The organism is Brevibacterium yomogidense, assembly GCF_016107685.1.
Classification (GTDB): Bacteria; Actinomycetota; Actinomycetes; order Actinomycetales; family Brevibacteriaceae; genus Brevibacterium; species Brevibacterium yomogidense.
In genome coordinates this window covers 970,058-988,287 of sequence record NZ_JABASY010000001.1, presented here as the reverse complement: position 1 = coordinate 988,287, position 18,230 = coordinate 970,058, and the positions used below count along the sequence as shown (strand labels likewise).

Genomic DNA, 18,230 nt, shown 5'->3' with positions numbered 1-18,230 from the left:
CGCGTGTCTTATGAGTGGATCGGCCCGTTCGGGCCGTAGGCGGTCATCCCGCCCAGGTACGGGCGGAGCGCTTCGGGGATGTGGACGGATCCGTCGGCCTGCTGGTGGTTCTCCATCAGCGCGACGAGCCACCGCGTGTTGGCGACCGTGCCGTTGAGGGTTGCGACGGGGCGCGTGCCCGCGTCCGTCCGTTCGCGCACCTTGAGGCGGCGGGCCTGGAACGTCGTGCAGTTCGAGGTCGACGTGAGTTCCCGGTACGTGTCCTGTGTGGGCACCCACGCCTCCGTGTCGAACTTCCGTGCGGCGGAGTCGCCCAGGTCGCCTGCGGCGATGTCGACGATGCGGTAGGCGAGTTCGCACTTAGCGAGCATCTCCTCCTCCACCGCCAGCATGCGTGCGTGCTCCGCTTCCGCGTCCTCGACGCGGACGTAGGAGAACATCTCGACCTTCTGGAACTGGTGGACTCGGAGGATCCCGCGGGTGTCCTTGCCGTAGCTGCCCGCTTCGCGCCGGTAGCAGGGCGACCACCCCGCGTACCGCAGCGGCCCGTCGGACAGATCGATGATCTCGTCCATGTGGTAGCCGGCCAGCGGCACCTCGGACGTGCCGACGAGGTAGAGGTCGTCCGCTTCGAGCCGGTAGACCTCGTCCGCGTGCTCCCCGAGGAAGCCGGTCCCCGCCATGACTTCCGGCTTCACGAGCGTCGGGGTGATGGTGGGGACGAACCCGTGGGCTTCGACGGTGTCGAGAGCCATATTCAGCAGAGCGAGTTCGAGGCGGGCGCCGAAGCCCGTGAGGTAGTAGAAGCGCGCGCCGGAGACCTTCGCACCCCGCTGGGTGTCGATCGCCTTGAGCGCTTCCCCGATCTCCACGTGGTCCTTGGGCGTGAAGCCCTCCGACGCGAAGTCCCGGGGAGTCCCTTCCCTGCGCAGCTCGACCGAGTCCTCTTCGCCGCCTGCGGGCACACCATCGAGGATGAGGTTGGGCAGGCGTCGCAGCAGGGCGTCGAAGTCGAAGTCCGCGTCATCCGCATCTGCCTGGAGCGCCTTGACCTTCGCCGCGAGCTCCTGACCCTGGGCGACGAGTGCGGTCTTCTCGTCCCCTGAGGCCTTCGCGACCCGCTTGCCGAACCCCTTCTGCTCCGCGCGGGCCGCTTCGAAGGCGGTGAGTGCGGCACGGCGCGCGGAATCCGCGGCCAGGACGTCGTCGACCAGGGACTCGTCCGCCCCACGGGCACGTTGCGAGGCCTTGAAGACGTCCGGTTCGTCGCGCAGTCGCTGAAGGTCGATCATGACCGCAAGCCTATCCGACGGCACAGTCGCGGCGCGCGCCCAGCCACGTCACGGCCCGGGACCGGCAACCCGGCCCAGCTGAGGACTCGCCGCGAAGCACTCCGCCCCGAGGCCTTCCCGGAAAGTGCCGCTGTACCGTACAGGCATGACGCTCGAGATCCACGTGGCACTCCTGGTGGTGCTGGCCGCCATCATCCTCATCTCGGGCCTGCTCATCGGCCGCGCACTCGTCCTGCGAGCCCACAGATCCGGCGACGGGGGCGCGGGCGGGACGACCGCCTCGGGAGCGGGGCCGGACAGCACAGGGCCGGACGGGGCGGGGTCCGGCCCCGGACAGCGGACCTCGTCCGGTGAGGACGGGGAACCGCCCCGCAGAGATCGAGCCGCACTCGTCGTGAACCCGACGAAGGCGGGCGCCGACGACGCGCGGCGCCTGCTGCTGAGGCTCAGCAGGGAGAAGGGCTGGGAGGACCCGCTCGTCCTGGAGACCACCGTTGCCGACCCCGGGGAGGGCCAGGCGCGGGAGGCCGTCGACCAGGGAGCGACCGTCGTCATCGCTGCAGGCGGGGACGGCACTGTCCGCGCGGTGGGCGGCGCGCTCGTCGGCACCTCCGTCGCACTGGGGATCCTGCCGCTGGGGACGGGGAACCTGCTGGCGCGGAACCTCGACGTCGTCCTCGACCGGCCCGAATGGGCACTGCGGACCGCGCTGTCCGGCCAGTCGGCACTCATCGACACGGGCTCCCTCCGCGTGGATCCGGATGGGCCCGCGAGGACATTCCTCGTCATGGCAGGGATCGGCTTCGACGCCGAGGTCATGGGCACCGTGAACGAGGACCTCAAGGACCGTGTGGGCTGGCTCGCGTATGCGGAGGCAGGATCGCGCAAGCTCCTGGGCCACCGGGTCGACGTCACGGTCACGACCGACGACGGTGAGGAGCGGCAGGCGAAGATCCGCTCCATCGTCGCCGGCAACTGCGGGCGCCTGCAGGGGGGCGTCTGGCTGTTCCCCGACGCGGAGATCGACGACGGACTCCTCGACCTGCTCATCGTGAGCCCCCGCAACCTCGCCGAATGGGTGGGGGTGCTGACATCGATCATCGGCAAGCGGGTGCGCCGCGGTCTCCACACCGCGACCCTGCAGGGCGAGACCTTCACCATCCGGGCGTCCGAAGGGGTCGAGGTCCAAGTCGACGGCGACGCCTACGGCACGACGGACTTCCTCGAGCTGGCGGTCGAGCCCGCCTCGCTGTACGTCATGAGGCCCACCCCGGACATCAAGAGGCGGATCCGCCGCGAGGCGTTCGGACTGAGCACAGCGGGCGGCCCCTACCTCACGATCTGAGGGACCTCACGGCCGGGGAGGCATTCGGCTGGCCTACCGGCAAGTAGGTGGTTTCTCGGCGTCGTTGCTGGTGAGAACCGCTATCGGCATCGTGGAAACCATTGTGAACAGAAGTGAACACAAGTTTCGATCCTCGAAGGACCGCCTTATCGTCAGGACTTGTCACCAAGCATTCCCGGACGATCTCGCCCGGAAGCGGAACACCCGAAAGGCCCCCCTGTGAAGAAGTTCCTCCTCGCACCTGCTGTCGCCGTCGCACTCTCCGGCTTCGTCGCCGTTCCGGCTCTCGCCGCGACCACCGTCGGAGACTTCACGTCGTCGACCGCCTCGTCGCTCCAGTCGTCGAGCACGAGCGGCCAGCCCGCACCGGTCCCGACCTCGGACCCCAACATCCTGGTGTCGCCGGAGGTCACGCCGGAAGACCTCGCTGACTCGAACGTCGGCGTGACGGTCCTCATCTCCAACGCGGAGCCCGGCACGGTTGCCTCCGAGGGCACCTCGGGCATGGAAGACACCATCGATGGCTCCGGCACGGCCTCCTGGACCATCTACTCCACGAGCACGATGGCAGCAGGCGTCGACGTGCCGGTCCAGGTCACCTACACCCCGGCCGGTGGTGAGGAGACGGTCGTCGACGCAGCCTTCTCGATCGTCGAGGCCTATGCGGCCGATGAGGGCGACGACACGGAGCCGACGCCGACCGAGGACCCGGAGCCGACCGCGACCCCCGACCCGACGGAGACCCCCGACCCCACACCGAGCGACGGGGACGAGGACGAGGCAGCTGTCGAGTACGCGCTGTCCGTCGATCCGAAGGAGATCACCCCGGCGGACTTCGTCGACCAGGACAAGGGCGTTCTGCTCACTGTCGACGGCCTGGAGGCCGACGAGACCGTCGAGTTCGCGGTGAGCCCGGAGGGCAGCAACGTCTCGCCGCTCACGGAGAACGTCGACGCGGATGAGGACGGCGTGGCATCGTGGACCGTGCACGGCACGGACGCCTCCGACCCGTCCGCCTACCTGGGCTCCTACGACGTCACCGTGACGAACGAAGCGGGCGAAGACCTCTCGGATTCGTTCCTCGTCACCAACACGCCGGGCGAGGACGGCAACGCCGGTGGCGATGACGACAAGAAGAACGAGGATGACAAGGGCGACAACGGCGACGGCGGTTCCGACCTGCCCCGCACGGGCGCCGAACTGGGTGGACTCGCCGCTGGCGCCGCCCTCCTGACCGTGGGTGCAGCAACCGTCCTGCTCACCCGCCGCCGCGCAGCGAAGGCCTGACCCCCGGGCACAGCAGCGCGCACCCGCCGGCAGTGACGTCGGCAGCCGGGGCCCCTACACGTTCATTGTGTGGGGGCCTCGGTCTTTCCCCGGCCGCGGGTCGCTCCGACCTCCCCGTTCGCCCCTCGGCCGCGTACCTTCCCCGGCCCCGGTCCTCCTCGGCCGCGTACCCTCCCCGGATCGGCCCTCCCCGGACCGGTCCTCCCGTGCCCCGGTCCTCCCCGGGGCCGGACCTGTTTCGTCTGATCTTCGGACAGTGTGGGCCGGTGTCCGCGGGATTGCATAGGCTGGGTGCATGACCTTCGATGCGGAGTCCCTCACGACAGCTCTCGACCTGCGCACGCTGGGCGAGCGGTTCTACCTCAAGACCCTCGACCAGATCTCACCCAAGGGGATGGTCGACCCGTCCCTGCTGCCCGGGTGGAGCCGGATCCACGTCGCGATGCACGTCGTCCACAACGCGGAGGGCTTCATGCGGCTCCTCGAATGGGCCCGCACCGGCGTGGAGAACCCCATGTACCCGTCGCGGGAGGCGCGGGACAGGGAGATCGAGGAATCAGTCGCCCACACGGGTGGCGAGGACGCGATCGCGATCGCACACGAAGTCGTCGAGGAGCTCGACGAAGCGTTCGCCGCGATGAGCGAATCCGACTGGTCCAACCGGGTCGTCTCGGGCCGTGGTGACGACATCGTCGCCGCAGAGATCCCGTGGCTGCGGACCCGCGAAGTGTTCATCCACGCGCTCGACCTGGGGATCGGTGCGACCGCACTCGACTTCCCCGCTTCGATCGTCGACCGCCTGTTCGACGACATCGCCCCCATCTGGGAGAAGAAGGGCGTCACGACCCACTACGAGCTGGAGTTCCTCGACCGGGACGAGCACCGGACCATCCGCACCGGCGCGGCGAAAGACGACGGGGACAGCACTGAACCCGTCATCGTGGCAGGTGAAGCCGCAGAGGTCCTCTCCTATCTCATGGGGCGCGGCTGGCCCCGCTCCACCGCCGACGATCGCCGTAAGGGGATCCGCGGCGGCACCGCCCAGGACCTGCCGGCCCCGCCCGCCTGGCTCTGAGGCTCTCGCCCCTACGCCCAGCGGGCGCCGGGGCTCTTCCTCCCCCGACCCTCCGGCCGGTAGACGACCAGAGCGGACCCGGGCGCGCGGCGGCGCGGACGCTCACCGCGAAGGATCGAGAACACGTCGCCGCTGGTCCCGGCAGCGAACACGCGCGAACCGGTTCCCGCGGCCTCCTCCATCCGCTCGACCTGCTGCTCGAGGTCGCGAGCCCGCGCCCGCGTCCGCGCCAACTGGTCCTGGAGATCGAGGATCTTGCGGATGCCCGCGAGGTTGATCCCCTCGTCCTGGCTCAGCTGCTGGATGAGCTGGAGGCGGGCGATGTCCTCGGCCGAGTACCGTCGCCCCCGTCCCGCTGTCCGCTCAGGGGTGACGAGCCCCAACCGGTCGTACTGACGAAGCGTCTGCGGGTGCATGCCCGCGAGCTCCGCCGCGACGGAGATGACGTAGACCGCTGCACTGGCTGGGATGCGCATCATCCATCACGCCTTCCTGGCCCTGTCCACGAGCCCGTCGCGCGGATCGATGCCCGCCGTCGCGTCCTGGTACGCGGCCACCGCGTCCCGGGCGTCCTGCGGCAGATCCTTCGGCACGGAGATCTCCACGGTGACGAGCAGGTCGCCCGTCGCCTTCTTCCCCGCCACACCCTTGCCTCTCACCCGCAGCACACGGCCGGACGGGGTGCCCGCGGGGATCTTCACACGCACGGGCTGGCCGTCCAGCGTGGGGACGGAGACCTCCGCCCCCAGTGCGGCCTCGGCGAAGCTCACCGGCAGCTCCATCCGCAGGTTGTCGGCGTCGCGGGTGAAGACAGGGTGCGGCTTCACGTTCACCGTGAGGATGAGGTCACCGGCCTCCCCGCCGTTCGGGCTGGGCTTGCCCTTCCCCTTGAGCCGCACCTTCTGCCCGTCCTTCACACCCACGGGCGTGCGGACGGTGAGCGGCTTGCCGCCGGGCATCGTGAGCTTGACCGACGCACCCTTGACCGCTTCGGTGAAGGACAGCGACGTGGATGCCTTGTAGTCCCCGCCCTTCGTCGGCCCGGTCGAGAACCCGCCCCCGTACGGTGACCCGCCGTAGGGCGAGCCTCCGCCGAACCCGCCCAGCAGGTCGGCGAGGTCCGGCGGCACGTCCGCGCCGCCGGTCCGATAGCGGGCGCCGCTGCCGCCGGCAGGACCACCGCCCGTGTTGAAGAGGCCGGAGAAGATGTCCTCGAATCCTCCGCCACCACCGCCTCGTCCGCCGGACCCCGCGGTGAAGCGAGCACCACGGCCCATCTGGCGGACCTGGTCGTACTGCTCCCGCGTCTCCTTGTCGGCCAGCACCTGGTGGGCCTGCCCGACCTCCTTGAACTTCGCTTCGGCCTTCGCATCACCCGGATTCTGGTCCGGGTGGTACTTCCGCGCGAGCTTCCGATACGCCTTCTTGATCTCAGCGTCCGTGGCGTCCGCGGAGACGCCGAGGGTCTTGTAGAAATCCTTCTCGAACCAGTCGTTCTGGGGTCCGGTATTCACCTGGCACCTCCCTTCCTCTGCTGGGCGGCCACCGCACCCGACCCCGCAGTCGCGGAGTCGGGACGGTCACCGTCCGAATGGACCGCCCGGACCCGTGGGCCACAGTTCCCTGTGCCACGGGCCCGGGCGGAGGGCCGAATCAGTCGGCCGGCTGCTGGACGCCCACGCGGGCCGCACGGATGATGCGCTCACCGTAGCGGTACCCGGGCTGCATGACCATGAAGACGGTCGGGCCGTCGACCTCGTCGTTCGGCTGCTGCATGAGGGCTTCGTGGTAGGCGGGGTCGAACTCCTCGCCCACTTCGCCGTACTGGACGACGCCTGCCTTCGCGAGCACGTCGAACAGCTTGGTCACGTGGACCTCGAAGGGTCCGGTGACATCGCCGTTCTCCTTGGCGAGACGCGCTTCGTCGAGCACGGGGATGAGGGCTTCGGCCAACGACACGACGCCGTTCTCCTTCGCCCGGTCCTGCTCCCGTGTCGCCCGCATGCGGTAGGCCGCGTACTCCGCGTTGATGCGCTGGAGGTCCGCCAGCCGTTCCGCTGCGAGCTGCGCGTCCGCGGAGAGGGGTTCGTCCGCGGCCGCGTCGGCACCGTCCAGCGAGGACGCGTCGTCGGGGATCTCGACCCCCAGGTCCGCCGCGTCGGCTCCCGCGGCCTGCGCCGCGGCGTCCGACGGTCCCGCGTCACCGGGCTGGGCCGTGCCGTCCGCCGGGACTGCGCCGCCCGCGGCCCCCGCTCCCGAGGTGTGGGCCGGTCCCCCGGCCTGCTCACCCGAGCCGGCCGGGGCCTCGGCGGCGGTGTCCGAGCTCGCATCCGCCTGCGCATCGGGCCTCAGCTCGCCCGTCTCCGGGTCGACCCGGCGCTTGTCGGTGAACGAGAAGCCCGGTTCGGTGCGCCCGTCCTGGGGATCCTCGTTCGCCGTCACTTGTTCTCCTCGTCCTCGTCCACGACCTCCGCGTCGATGACCTCGTCCTCAGCGGCGTCCGCCGAGGCCTCGGCATCGTCCGCACCGGCCGCAGCCTCATCGGTCTGCTGCGAGTAGATCGCCTCGCCGATCTTCTGCTGGTTCTCGACCAGGCGGTCGTACGCGGTCTTCACCGCGTCCTCGTCCTCGCCCTTCAGCGCTTCCTTCAGCGCGTCGACGTCGGAGGTGATCTCCGTCTTCACGTCCTCCGGCAGCTTGTCCTCGTTCTCCGAGACCAGCTTCTCCGTCTGGTACGCGAGCGTCTCCGCGTTGTTGCGGACGTCCTGCGCCTCGCGGCGCTTCTTGTCCTCCTCCGCATGCTCCTCGGCCTCGCGGACCATGCGCTCGATGTCGTCCTTCTCCATCGCGGAACCACCCGTGATGGTCATCGACTGCTCCTTGTTCGTGCCCTTGTCCTTCGCGGACACGTGCACGATGCCGTTCGCATCGATATCGAAGGAGACCTCGATCTGGGGGACGCCGCGCGGAGCCGGCGCGATGCCGGTCAGCTCGAACGTGCCCAGCGCCTTGTTGTCGCGCGTGAACTCGCGCTCACCCTGGAAGACCTGGATCGACACGGACGGCTGGTTGTCCTCCGCCGTCGTGAACGTCTCGCTGCGCTTCGTCGGGATCGGCGTGTTGCGCTCGATGAGCTTCGTCATGACGCCGCCCTTGGTCTCCAGACCCAGCGACAGCGGGGTGACGTCGATGAGGAGGACGTCCTTGCGCTCGCCCTTCAGCACACCGGCCTGCACGGCCGCACCGACCGACACGACCTCGTCCGGGTTGACGCCCTTGTTCGGCTCACGGCTCGCGAGCTTCTCGACGACCTCGCTCACCGCGGGCATACGGGTCGAGCCGCCCACGAGGACCACGTGGTCGATCTCCGAGACGGAGACTCCCGCGTCCTTGATGACCTGCTCGAACGGCTTCTTGGTGCGGTCGAGGAGGTCCGAGGTGAGGTCCTCGAACTTCGCACGGGTGAGCGTCTCGTCCAGGTGGATCGGCCCGTCCTGGCTCATCGACAGGTACTGCAGGGAGATGTTCGTGCTGGACGCCGACGACAGCTCCTTCTTCGCCTGCTCAGCGGCTTCCTTGAGGCGCTGCAGGGCGGTGGTGTCGTTGGAGAGGTCGACGCCGTCCTTGTCCTTGACGGTCTTGATGAGGTGGTCGACGATCCGCTGGTCCCAGTCGTCGCCGCCCAGCTTGTTGTCGCCGGACGTCGAGCGGACCTGGATCGTGGAGAAGTCGTCCTCGTCCTTGCCGACCTCCAGGAGGGACACGTCGAACGTGCCGCCGCCCAGGTCGAACACGAGGATGAGCTCGTCCTCCTTGCCGCGCTCCAGGCCGTAGGCCAGCGCTGCGGCGGTGGGCTCGTTGATGATGCGCAGGACGTTGAGGCCGGCAATCTCACCGGCGTCCTTCGTCGCCTGGCGCTCCGCGTCGTTGTAGTACGCGGGGACGGTGATGACGGCGTCGGTGACTTCCTCGTTGAGGTAGTCCTCCGCGTCGTGCTTGAGCTTCTGGAGGATGCGCGCGGAGACTTCCGGTGCGGTCATCGTCTTGCCGCCCAGCTCCGTCGTCCAGTCCGTGCCCATGTGGCGCTTGACCGACGCGACGGTGTTCTTCACGTTCGTGACGGCCTGGCGCTTGGCGATGTCGCCGATCAGCGAGTCGCCGTTCTTGTTGACCGCGACGACCGACGGCGTGGTGCGTGCACCCTCCGCGTTCGCGATGACCTTGGGCTCGCCGCCCTCGAGGACTGCGACGACCGAGTTGGTGGTTCCGAGGTCGATGCCGACTGCTCGTGCCATGGTTTCACTCTCCTATTGATGAAGACTCTTTGAGCCGGGTCGGCTCAGGTTCTGCCGCAAGTCTTGCGAGGGGTCCGGGTCCATGTCAAACCGAACCTCACCAAACTTGCGTTCAGTAGACTCAACTCTTGTCAGTGGAGAGTTATTCCCCTGCGGAGAGGATTCGTCGTGAGGCTGCTCACGGGCGGGAGATGCCTCGGGGATGGGTGCGCCGCGTCTATGCGGCCATGTCGGTCATCATGGAGGCCCCCGCACGCCAGAAGGTCGTCGTCACCCACGGCGGCACTGCGACATTCGTCATCGCCCAGTGGATCGGCATGCCCGTCGATACGCTGGACTACCTGAGCTCCCCCCCTCACCGCGGGCAGCATCACGCACCTCCGAGAAGACGACTACTTCCACAACCGGGCGGTCGCCTCCCTCGGCCAGACCGGTCACCTCTGCGACTGAGGGCCTGGATGAGAGCCTGGACCGGATCCCGCGCGCACGCGACACTCCGACCCCGGCGGGGACTCCGACCCCGGCGGGGGCACCGAGCCCGGCACCCCCGCAGCCTCACGCATCCCTGACGGTCCGACCGGCACATCCCGGCCCGCGAGCAGCCCGCACCGGGATCTCACCGCCGTCGGCGCTGCCCGCGTCTGCATGCTTGACGGGCGGCCTGCTCCTGGCGACCGCGGCGGTGCTCGGAATCCGCCACGCCGTCGGCTGACACCCGCGCGCGGTGCGGCGATCGGTCAGCCTGCTGCCCCTGCTGCCCGGCGGAGCGCATCCTGCGCTATCCCTGCGTCGTGCCCCGCTTCGCCTTCCTGGATGCGGATGAGGTTCCCCGCCGGGTCGCGGACAGCCGCGTCACGCAGACCGCAGTCCTGCTCGATGAGCCCCTGCACCACCTCTCCCCCGGCAGCGACGATCGCCGCGAACGTGGCGTCGAGGTCCGGGGTCGCGAGGTCCGGGGTCGCGAGGTCCGCGCCGAAGTGCGCGCCCTTCGCGATGATGCGCAGCAGCACCGCGGCCCGCTCGATCCGGCAGGTCATGAGGTACGAGTACGGGGACTCCCCGTAGGCGCGCTTGAACTGACGGCTGAAGTGGGCGGGTGACAGGTGGACGGATAGCGCGAGCGATTCCAAGTCCCGCGGGCTGGCGCACACCCGGGCCATCCGGTCGCGGGCACGCCGCGGCAGCGCGAGGGTCTCCAGGTCCGGCCCGGCCCGGCCCGACCACCATGGGACGATCATCCCGACCGCGGGCCGCCCCCTTGATTCCGACAACCCTGGTGTGGTTGATTACAAACACCGCGCACCGCGCGCGGCCGCACGACCACCGCTGCTCGTGCGCCCCGGTTCCTCCGTCGAAGGAGACCGTCCTGCTCGATCACCGCCTCACCGTCCTGCGCACGTTCGCCGCGCGGGAGACCATCTCCGCCACCGCCGAGGCCCTCGGCTACTCCCCTTCCGCGGTCTCCGCCCAGCTGCGCGAGTACCAGCGCGCCCTGGGTGTGCGCCTCATCGTGCGGGACGGTCGGGGCCTCCGGCTCACGGCCGCCGGTGCGGCGCTCGTCGAACGCACGGACGACCTCGTGACCCTCTGGGAGGAGACGCACGCGGCGGTCCGGGACGCGGACCAGCACCTCACGCCCGCGCTCGTTCGCCTGGGAGGGTTCTCCACCGCGACCAGCTCGCTGCTGTCCCCCGTCGCCGCCCACCTCAAAGCGGTCCACCCCGGCCTCGACGTCCACATCGTCGAGGCCGACCCGGCGCGGTGCGTGGACCTCCTCACCGCGGATCGGCTCGACATCGCCGTCATCGTCGCGATGCAGATGACGCAGGAGCTCAACGAGCGCCGGGTCGAGCAGATCCCCTTGCTCGACGACCCGCTGGACGTCCTCGTCCCGGCGGATCACCCGCTGGCCTCACGCAGCTCGGTGGGGCTGGAGGAGCTGGGCGGGGACCCGTGGATCACCGACCGTCCCGGCACCCCGTACCGGGCGCTGTTCGTCACCGCGTTCGCCGCTGCAGGTGTCACCCCGCGGGTCGCGCACCAGGTGTCGGACTGGGGATCGCAGGAGTCGCTCGTGGGCGACGGGCTGGGGGTCGCGTTCATCCCACGCCTCATGCGGTTGAGCGGGAACACCCGCGCCGTGCGGATCCCGCTGCACGGCCCGTCCGCTCCCAGCCGCCGCGTCCTCGCCGTCCTCCGTCGCGGCGCGAGCACCCACAGCGTCTTCTCCGAAGCGCTCGAGGCGCTCCGCACCACCGCCGAGGCCACCCGCACCCCCAGCTGACCCCACCTCCCAGCAGGTCAGGGAATCCGACCCACCGCACGGCCGACCAGCCGGTCAGAGGACCGCGCGGACCGCCGTGTCGAAGTGGCGGACGTGTTCGTGGGCGAGCTCTTCCGCGACGCCCTCGTCGCCGGACAGGATCGCCTCCATGAGGGGGATGTGCTCCCGGATGTGATCGCGCATGACCGGCAGCCGGTCGATGAGCAGGCACCAGAGGCGGGTGACGAGTCCGTCCAGCCGCACGAGTGTCTCCTCGAGATAGGGGCTCGACGCCGCACGGTCGATGATCCTGTGGACGTCGAGGTCCAGTTCCATGAGGTCGCGCCGGGACTCCTCCCCCGTGATCGCACGCACCTGCACGAGCACGGCGCGGAGGTCCTCAGCGGCGTCGCCCCCGCGCACCGCCGCGGCACGACGGGCGGCGAGCGGGACGAGGGCGCCTCGGATATCGGAGATCTCCGCGAGGTCGGTGAGGTCCACGGCTGTGGCGAACGTCCCGCGCCGCGGGTACGTGACGACCAGGTGGTCCGCTTCGAGCCTCTTGAGGGCCTCCCGCAGCGGGGTGCGCCCCACCCCGGTCTCCTCCGACAGGATCGTCTCCGACAGGGGTTCGCCCGGAGCGATCTCGAGGAGGACGAGCCGGTCACGCAGGATCCGGTAGGCGCGATCGGCGAGGGTCTCGTCAGCGGGGGCGCGAACGGCGGTCGCCGCCTGCGCGACTGTCGCACCCGCAGTCGTCGCCTCGGGCACCGTCGAGTCCGCCCCGGTCGCACCCGCTGCGACCGGCTCCTCCATCGTCGTCCGCGCCGCGGATGTCGCTTCCGACATGTCAGCACGTCCCCTCTTGCGTTGCTCGGATCACTCGACCTACTATAGACCCACAACTGATATATCAGTTGCCCATCAAGAGGGGCGCACGCCCCGATCGGCGCGAAGGAGCGCACACGTGGCCGAATCGCTTCCCGAGCATCCCGAATTCCTCTGGCGGAACCCCGACCCGAAGCCCTCGTACGACGCTGTCATCGTCGGCGGTGGCGGTCACGGACTCGCCGCGGCCTACTACCTGGCCCGGAACCACGGGATGACGAACATCGCGATCCTGGAGCGCGGCTGGCTCGCCGGCGGCAACATGGCGCGCAACACGACGATCATCCGGTCGAACTACCTGTGGGACGAGTCGGCCGCGATCTACGAGCACTCGATCCGCCTGTGGGAGCAGCTGCCCGAAGAGCTCGACTACGACTTCCTCTTCTCGCAGCGCGGCGTCCTCAACCTCGCGCACACCCTCCAGGACGTCCGCGAGTCCCGTCGCCGTGCACACGCGAACCAGCTCAACGGTGTGGACGCGGAGTTCCTCTCGCCCGACGAGGCGAAGGAGGTGTGCCCCATCCTCAACATCTCCGACGACATCCGCTACCCGGTCCTGGGGGCCACGTACCAGGCTCGCGCGGGCATCGCGAAGCACGATCACGTCGCGTGGGCGTTCGCGCGGGCCTGCGACGCGATGGGCGTCGACATCATCCAGAACTGCGAGGTCACCGGCTTCGTCAAGGACGGCAACCGGGTGGTGGGGGTCGAGACGAACCGCGGCCGGATCGCCGCCGGCAAGGTCGGCCTCGCCGCTGCGGGGCATTCGAGTGTCCTCGCGGACCTCGCCGGTTTCCGGCTCCCCATCCGGTCGCGCCCGCTGCAGGCGCTGGTGTCGGAGCTGTTCGAGCCCGTGCATCCGACGGTGGTCATGTCGAACCACGTCCACGTGTACGTGTCGCAGGCGCACAAGGGCGAACTGGTGATGGGCGCCGGCGCCGACGCCTACAACGGGTACGGCCAGCGCGGAGGCTTCCACGTCATCGAGGATCAGATGGCCGCAGCGGTGGAGCTGTTCCCGATCTTCTCCCGCGCCCACCTGCTGCGCACGTGGGGAGGCGTCGTCGACACCACCGATGACGCCTCGCCCGTCGTCTCCCCCACACCCATCGATGAGCTGTACGTGAACTGCGGCTGGGGCACGGGTGGGTTCAAGGGGACTCCCGGGGCCGGTTTCACCTTCGCGCACACGATCGCGACCGGTTCGCCGCATCCCCTCAACGAGCCGTTCCTCCTCGACCGGTTCGAGACCGGTCACCTCATCGACGAGCACGGTGCAGCCGGTGTCGCGCACTGACCGCCCGACGCCCCTCGTGGTCACGCTGTCGCACCGCACCTCCCCCACACGAAAGGCCTGATCGGTCATGCTCCTCATCGACTGCCCGCACTGCGGGCCCCGTGACGAGGTCGAGTTCCACTACGGGGGCCAGGCGCACGTCGCCTACCCGGAGGACCCGTACGCTCTCACCGACGCGCAGTGGGCGGAGTTCCTCTTCTACCGCGACAACCCGCGCGGACCGTTCGCGGAGCGCTGGCAGCACGGGGTGGGCTGCCGCAAGTGGTTCAACGCGATCCGCGACACCGCGAGCTACGAGTTCCTGGCGGTCTACCCGATGGGCGCCCAGCCCCCGCACGAGTATGCCCACCTGGTGAGCGGCTCGCCCGCGGTGGCGCCTGCCGGCCCCGCCTCACCCGGGGCTTCCCCTTCCGGCCCTGCCTCACCTGGGGCCTCCCCTTCCGGCCCCGCCTCACCCGGCGCCTCCCCTACCGGCCCCACACCTTCCTCCCCGTCCGCCTCTTCCACTGAATCCGGGAGTGATTCCGCATGACGTCGTACCGCCTGGGGCCCGACCGCTCGCCCGGACACGGAATCGATCGGCACACGCACCTCTCCGTCACCGTCGACGGCACCACCGTCCCCGCCTTCGCCGGCGACACCGTCGCAAGCGCGGCCATCGCGTCCGGCGACCTCGCGTGCGGGCCCTCCCTCTACAAGTCCCGGCCCCGTGGGATCCTCGCTGCCGGTGTGGAGGAGCCGAACGCCCTCCTCACCGTCGAGGCCCGCACACCGGGGGCGCCCTCCGAATCGATGCTGCCGGCCACCACGGTCGAGGCCATCGACGGGCTCCACGCCCACTGGTTGCAGGGCATGGGTGTGCTCGACCCGATCGGGGACGATGCCTACTACGACCGGAAGTACGTCCACACGGACGTGCTCGTCGTCGGTGCGGGACCTGCCGGGATCGCCGCCTCGCGCGAGGCCGCGAAGACCGGCGCCCGCACTCTCCTGGTCGACGAGCAGTCCCGGCCCGGCGGCTCCCTGCTGTCCTGCCGAGAACTGGCAGGGAGGGACGACACCATCGACGGGACGGACGCCGTCGACTGGGTGCACGCCATGCTCGACCGGCTGGAGGCGCAGCCGGAGTTCACGTACATGCGGCGGACCACGGCGATCGGCTCCTACGACTCGAACTACGTCGTCGCGGTCGAGCGCCGCGCGGCGGACGTCGACACCCCTGTCCGCGCCGGCGTCCCCCGCGAACGCGTGTGGCACATCCGCGCCAAGCGGGTCGTCCTCGCGACCGGCGCACACGAGCGCCCCCTCGTGTTCGCGGACAACGACCGGCCCGGTGTCATGCTCGCCGGCGCCGTCCGCACCTACCTCAACCGGTATGCCGCCGCAGTCGGGAACAGCATCGCCGTGATGACGACGAACGACAGCGCGTACGCACTCGTCGAGGACCTCCACAGCGCGGGCATCGGCGTTCCCGTCGTCGTCGACTCCCGCACGGAGCCCACGGCACGCGCCCGTGCCGTGCTCGAGGCGACCGGCACCCGAGGTGTGTTCGGCGCGGCAGTCGTGGGCACCTCGGGCGCGGGAGGCTCGGGCGCGGGGGCCGGCGGCGCAACCGTCCAGGGTGGGACCGCCTCGGGCGCGGCGGCTCCGCCGGAAGTCGCACCTGCGACGGGCACCGGCCGCATCACCCGCGTGTCCTTCGCCCCCGTCGACGACTCCGGCCGCATCACCGGTGCCGTCGAATCGGTCGAGGCCGACGTGCTCGCCGTCTCCGGGGGCCACTCCCCCGTCCTCCACCTCCACACGCAGCGAATGGGCCGCACCCGCTGGGACGACGCGCTCGCGGCCTTCGTGCCCGAGGCCCCGGTCGCCGGGCAGGCCGTGGCGGGCGCCGCCAACGGTGCGATGACGCTCGCCGAGGCCCTCACCGAAGGTGCCCACGCCGGGCACGACGCGGCCGCGGCCACGGGGGCGACGGGTCCGCTCGTGGTGCCTGCGGCCTCGGCGGAAGAGGTGGGGCCGGTGCGCCCGCTGTGGCTCGTCGCCGCCCCGGGCAGCACCGGTGGCAGCTCTGCCGATGCCGGTGAGCACGACGGTGTCGGGCAAGACGCTGGAAGCGCCGAGGCCGCCGCGGGCGACGTGTGGCTCGCGCCCGAGGCGTGGGACAGCCATGTCGTCGACCTCCAGCGCGACCAGACGGTCGCGGACGTGCTGCGCGCGGTCGGTGCGGGGATGCGGTCGGTCGAGCACATCAAGCGGTACACGTCGATCTCGACGGCGAACGACCAGGGCAAGACCAGCAGCGTCAACGCGATGGGAGTCATCGCCTCCCTGCTGGACGGCGCGGATCCGGCGTCCGTCGGGACCTCGACCAACCGCCCGCCGTACACACCCGTCGCGTTCGCGGCGCTGGCCGGACGGCGGCGTGGCGATCTGTACGAACCCGCCCGCGTCACGAACATCCAGCCCTGGCACGTGGCGCACGGTGCCCTGTTCGAGGACGTCGGTCAGTGGAAGCGCCCCTGGTACTTCCCACAGGGCGACGAGGACATGGACGCCGCAGTGCTGCGCGAATGTGCCGCCGTCCGCACGTCCGTGGGGTTCATGGACGCCTCGACGCTGGGGAAGATCGAGATCCGGGGCGCGGACGCCCCCGAGTTCCTCAACCGGGTCTACACGAACGGGTTCGCGAAGCTCGCGGTGGGCAAGGGCCGCTACGGTCTCATGTGCACCCCCGACGGGATGCTGTTCGACGACGGCGTGACGATCAGGCTCGCCGACGACCGCTACCTCATGACGACGACCACAGGCGGCGCCGCCGGTGTGCTCGACTGGATGGAGGAATGGCACCAGACGGAATGGCCGGACATGGACGTGTTCTTCACCTCCGTCACAGAGCAGTGGAACACGATCGCCGTCGCGGGTCCCCGGTCCCGGGACGTCATCGCGAAGATCGCACCGGAACTGGACGTGTCCAACGACGCGTTCCCGTTCATGGAGATCCGGGAGACGACGCTTGCGAACGGCATTCCCGCGCGGATCTGCCGGGTGTCGTTCTCCGGCGAGCTCGCGTTCGAGGTCAACGTGGGCAACTTCTACGGCCTGGCCGCATGGGAACTCATCGCGGAGGCGGGGGCCGAGTTCGACATCACCCCGTACGGCACGGAGACGATGCACGTGCTGCGCGCGGAGAAGGGCCTGCTCATCATCGGGCAGGACACGGACGGCACCGTCACCCCGCACGACGCGGGCATGAGCTGGGCCGTGTCGAAGTTCAAGGACTTCATCGGCAAGCGGTCGTTCCAGCGGGAGGACACCGCCCGGCCGGACAGGAAGCACTTCGTGGGTGTCCTGCCGGTCGACGGTGCCACCCGGCTCGATGAGGGTGCGCAGCTCATCAGTGCGGGCACCCCCGTGACGCCGGAGGTCGGTCCCGTGCCGATGATCGGCCATGTCACGTCGTCGTACCTGTCCGCGGAGCTGGGTCGCCCGTTCGGCCTGGCGCTCGTGGAGAACGGCTTCAACCGGATGGGCGAGATCGTCCAGTCCCCCGTGAACGGCGAACTCGTCGACGTCGAGATCGTCTCATCCGTCTTCATCGACCCGGAAGGGAGCCGCCGCGATGGCTGACACCACGCACACACTCGAATCAGAGGGGGTTGGCTCGCAGGGGGTCGGCGCGCACCAAGCAGGCTCGCAGGGGGCGGGCGTGCACGGAACGGTGACCACGTCGCCGAGGTCGGGTGCCGCCGCACCCGCGTCGGGGGCCTCGTTCCCGGGGCCGAGGCCGAATCCCACCTCCCTGCTGCGGTCGCCCGCACAGTCTCTCGCCGCGGACATGGCGGCGGCCAGCAGCGAGGGGCCGGATGGGGTCTCCCTCCGGGAGATCCCGTTCGCTCTGCAGTTGGGGATCCGCGCCCATCAGGGCGGTGCCGCCGCCGACCGGATCACGCAGGTGCTTGGGGTGGCCCTGCCGGACAGTGCCGGTCGGACCACCGGTGACCCGGACGGCGCCCACTGCGTCTGGCTGTCGCCCGACGAGTTCCTCCTGGTCGACGTGTCGCGCACCCACGAACCCGGTGTGGCGGATGCTGCAGCGGCTGCTCTGGACGACGATCGGCCGGGGGCCGGCCGCGCCCCCGGGCAGGTGCTCGATCTATCCGGCAACCGGACGGTGCTGGAGCTGAGTGGGGAGCCCGCCCGGGCGGTTCTGGAGAAGGGCTGCCATGTCGACCTGCATCCTCGGGCGTTCCCGGTGGGGGCCGCGGTGTCGACACTCGTGGGCCCAGTGCAGATGATCGTCCATCGTGCACACGAGGACACGTTCCGACTGCTGCCCCGCTCGTCATTCGCCGAGTACACGGTGCGGTGGCTGCTCGACGCGATGCTCGAGTTCCGTGACCCCCGGTAGTCGGGAGAGCGACCCCCAATAGTCGGCAGACGGGTCATGTTTTCTTCCCCGACACAGCCCCGACACAGCAGTGATCC

Annotated in this window: 16 protein-coding genes; 9 read left to right on the top strand and 7 right to left on the bottom strand. The window is 70.0% G+C overall.

Annotation, left to right across the window (positions count from 1 at the left end):
* Positions 1-8: 8 nt before the first annotated feature.
* Positions 9-1,292: a serine--tRNA ligase gene (gene serS, locus JFC09_RS04080; RefSeq protein WP_198392661.1), complete on the bottom strand. Its 1,284-nt coding sequence runs from the start codon at positions 1,290-1,292 to the stop codon at positions 9-11.
* Positions 1,293-1,437: 145 nt separating this feature from the next.
* Here serS and JFC09_RS04075 point away from each other — a divergent pair, with 145 nt between their 5' ends.
* The 3 genes from JFC09_RS04075 (at position 1,438) to JFC09_RS04065 (ending at position 4,999) form a co-directional block, all read left to right on the top strand.
* Positions 1,438-2,637, top strand: a complete 1,200-nt coding sequence (locus JFC09_RS04075; RefSeq protein ID WP_198392660.1) for a diacylglycerol/lipid kinase family protein — start codon at positions 1,438-1,440, stop codon at positions 2,635-2,637.
* 219 nt (positions 2,638-2,856) lie between these two features.
* Complete coding sequence (locus JFC09_RS04070; protein ID WP_198392659.1) at positions 2,857-3,924, top strand: hypothetical protein; 1,068 nt, start codon at positions 2,857-2,859, stop codon at positions 3,922-3,924.
* 295 nt (positions 3,925-4,219) lie between these two features.
* Positions 4,220-4,999, top strand: coding sequence for a maleylpyruvate isomerase N-terminal domain-containing protein (locus tag JFC09_RS04065; protein WP_198392658.1), 780 nt, complete (start codon positions 4,220-4,222; stop codon positions 4,997-4,999).
* Between the two features lie 11 nt (positions 5,000-5,010).
* On the opposite strand, the gene JFC09_RS04060 is transcribed toward JFC09_RS04065, so the two are convergent.
* The 4 genes from JFC09_RS04060 to dnaK form a co-directional block, all read right to left on the bottom strand.
* Entirely contained in the window at positions 5,011-5,475 is a 465-nt protein-coding gene (locus JFC09_RS04060; RefSeq protein WP_198392808.1) for a heat shock protein transcriptional repressor HspR, read from the bottom strand.
* A gap of 6 nt (positions 5,476-5,481) precedes the next feature.
* The gene (locus JFC09_RS04055) at positions 5,482-6,513 is read right to left on the bottom strand and encodes a DnaJ C-terminal domain-containing protein (protein WP_198392657.1); all 1,032 of its coding nucleotides are present in this window, start codon (positions 6,511-6,513) and stop codon (positions 5,482-5,484) included.
* Positions 6,514-6,652: 139 nt separating this feature from the next.
* The gene (locus tag JFC09_RS04050) at positions 6,653-7,441 is read right to left on the bottom strand and encodes a nucleotide exchange factor GrpE (protein ID WP_198392656.1); all 789 of its coding nucleotides are present in this window, start codon (positions 7,439-7,441) and stop codon (positions 6,653-6,655) included.
* Complete coding sequence (gene dnaK, locus JFC09_RS04045; protein WP_198392655.1) at positions 7,438-9,294, bottom strand: molecular chaperone DnaK; 1,857 nt, start codon at positions 9,292-9,294, stop codon at positions 7,438-7,440. The genes JFC09_RS04050 and dnaK overlap by 4 nt, the downstream gene beginning before the upstream one ends.
* A 191-nt stretch (positions 9,295-9,485) precedes the next feature.
* Here dnaK and JFC09_RS17045 point away from each other — a divergent pair, with 191 nt between their 5' ends.
* Positions 9,486-9,863: a hypothetical protein gene (locus JFC09_RS17045; RefSeq protein WP_408610940.1), complete on the top strand. Its 378-nt coding sequence runs from the start codon at positions 9,486-9,488 to the stop codon at positions 9,861-9,863.
* Positions 9,864-10,031: 168 nt separating this feature from the next.
* On the opposite strand, the gene JFC09_RS04035 is transcribed toward JFC09_RS17045, so the two are convergent.
* Positions 10,032-10,532 (bottom strand): AraC family transcriptional regulator, encoded by a 501-nt coding sequence (locus JFC09_RS04035; RefSeq protein ID WP_198392653.1) that lies wholly within the window; start codon positions 10,530-10,532, stop codon positions 10,032-10,034.
* A gap of 128 nt (positions 10,533-10,660) precedes the next feature.
* On the opposite strand from JFC09_RS04035, the gene JFC09_RS04030 reads away from it, so the two are divergent.
* Complete coding sequence (locus JFC09_RS04030) at positions 10,661-11,578, top strand: LysR family transcriptional regulator (protein ID WP_232483178.1); 918 nt, start codon at positions 10,661-10,663, stop codon at positions 11,576-11,578.
* 54 nt (positions 11,579-11,632) lie between these two features.
* Here the strand turns inward: JFC09_RS04030 and JFC09_RS04025 are convergent, their stop codons facing one another.
* The gene (locus tag JFC09_RS04025) at positions 11,633-12,406 is read right to left on the bottom strand and encodes a GntR family transcriptional regulator (RefSeq protein ID WP_232483041.1); all 774 of its coding nucleotides are present in this window, start codon (positions 12,404-12,406) and stop codon (positions 11,633-11,635) included.
* Between the two features lie 118 nt (positions 12,407-12,524).
* Between JFC09_RS04025 and JFC09_RS04020 the strand changes: the two genes are divergently transcribed.
* The 4 genes from JFC09_RS04020 to JFC09_RS04005 all read left to right on the top strand — a co-directional run bounded on the left by JFC09_RS04020 (position 12,525) and on the right by JFC09_RS04005 (position 18,153).
* Positions 12,525-13,742, top strand: a complete 1,218-nt coding sequence (locus JFC09_RS04020) for a sarcosine oxidase subunit beta family protein (protein ID WP_198392651.1) — start codon at positions 12,525-12,527, stop codon at positions 13,740-13,742.
* A gap of 67 nt (positions 13,743-13,809) precedes the next feature.
* Positions 13,810-14,274 (top strand): sarcosine oxidase subunit delta, encoded by a 465-nt coding sequence (locus tag JFC09_RS04015; RefSeq protein ID WP_198392650.1) that lies wholly within the window; start codon positions 13,810-13,812, stop codon positions 14,272-14,274.
* Positions 14,271-17,372: a 2Fe-2S iron-sulfur cluster-binding protein gene (locus JFC09_RS04010; RefSeq protein ID WP_198392649.1), complete on the top strand. Its 3,102-nt coding sequence runs from the start codon at positions 14,271-14,273 to the stop codon at positions 17,370-17,372. Before JFC09_RS04015 ends, JFC09_RS04010 begins: the two co-directional genes overlap by 4 nt.
* The gene (locus tag JFC09_RS04005; RefSeq protein WP_198392648.1) at positions 17,365-18,153 is read left to right on the top strand and encodes a sarcosine oxidase subunit gamma; all 789 of its coding nucleotides are present in this window, start codon (positions 17,365-17,367) and stop codon (positions 18,151-18,153) included. Before JFC09_RS04010 ends, JFC09_RS04005 begins: the two co-directional genes overlap by 8 nt.
* Positions 18,154-18,230 lie beyond the last annotated feature (77 nt).

Excerpts from the sequence above, each read along its gene's own strand:
- JFC09_RS04025 (WP_232483041.1), bottom strand. The coding sequence starts at position 12,406 with ATGTCGGAAGCGACATCCGCGGCGCGGACGACGATGGAGGAGCCGGTC.
- JFC09_RS04075 (WP_198392660.1), top strand. The coding sequence starts at position 1,438 with ATGACGCTCGAGATCCACGTGGCACTCCTGGTGGTGCTGGCCGCCATC.
- JFC09_RS17045 (WP_408610940.1), top strand. The coding sequence starts at position 9,486 with ATGCCTCGGGGATGGGTGCGCCGCGTCTATGCGGCCATGTCGGTCATC.
- serS (WP_198392661.1), bottom strand. The coding sequence starts at position 1,292 with ATGATCGACCTTCAGCGACTGCGCGACGAACCGGACGTCTTCAAGGCC.
- JFC09_RS04065 (WP_198392658.1), top strand. The coding sequence starts at position 4,220 with ATGACCTTCGATGCGGAGTCCCTCACGACAGCTCTCGACCTGCGCACG.
- JFC09_RS04015 (WP_198392650.1), top strand. The coding sequence starts at position 13,810 with ATGCTCCTCATCGACTGCCCGCACTGCGGGCCCCGTGACGAGGTCGAG.
- JFC09_RS04010 (WP_198392649.1), top strand. The coding sequence starts at position 14,271 with ATGACGTCGTACCGCCTGGGGCCCGACCGCTCGCCCGGACACGGAATC.
- JFC09_RS04005 (WP_198392648.1), top strand. The coding sequence starts at position 17,365 with ATGGCTGACACCACGCACACACTCGAATCAGAGGGGGTTGGCTCGCAG.
- JFC09_RS04060 (WP_198392808.1), bottom strand. The coding sequence starts at position 5,475 with ATGCGCATCCCAGCCAGTGCAGCGGTCTACGTCATCTCCGTCGCGGCG.
- dnaK (WP_198392655.1), bottom strand. The coding sequence starts at position 9,294 with ATGGCACGAGCAGTCGGCATCGACCTCGGAACCACCAACTCGGTCGTC.
- JFC09_RS04035 (WP_198392653.1), bottom strand. The coding sequence starts at position 10,532 with ATGATCGTCCCATGGTGGTCGGGCCGGGCCGGGCCGGACCTGGAGACC.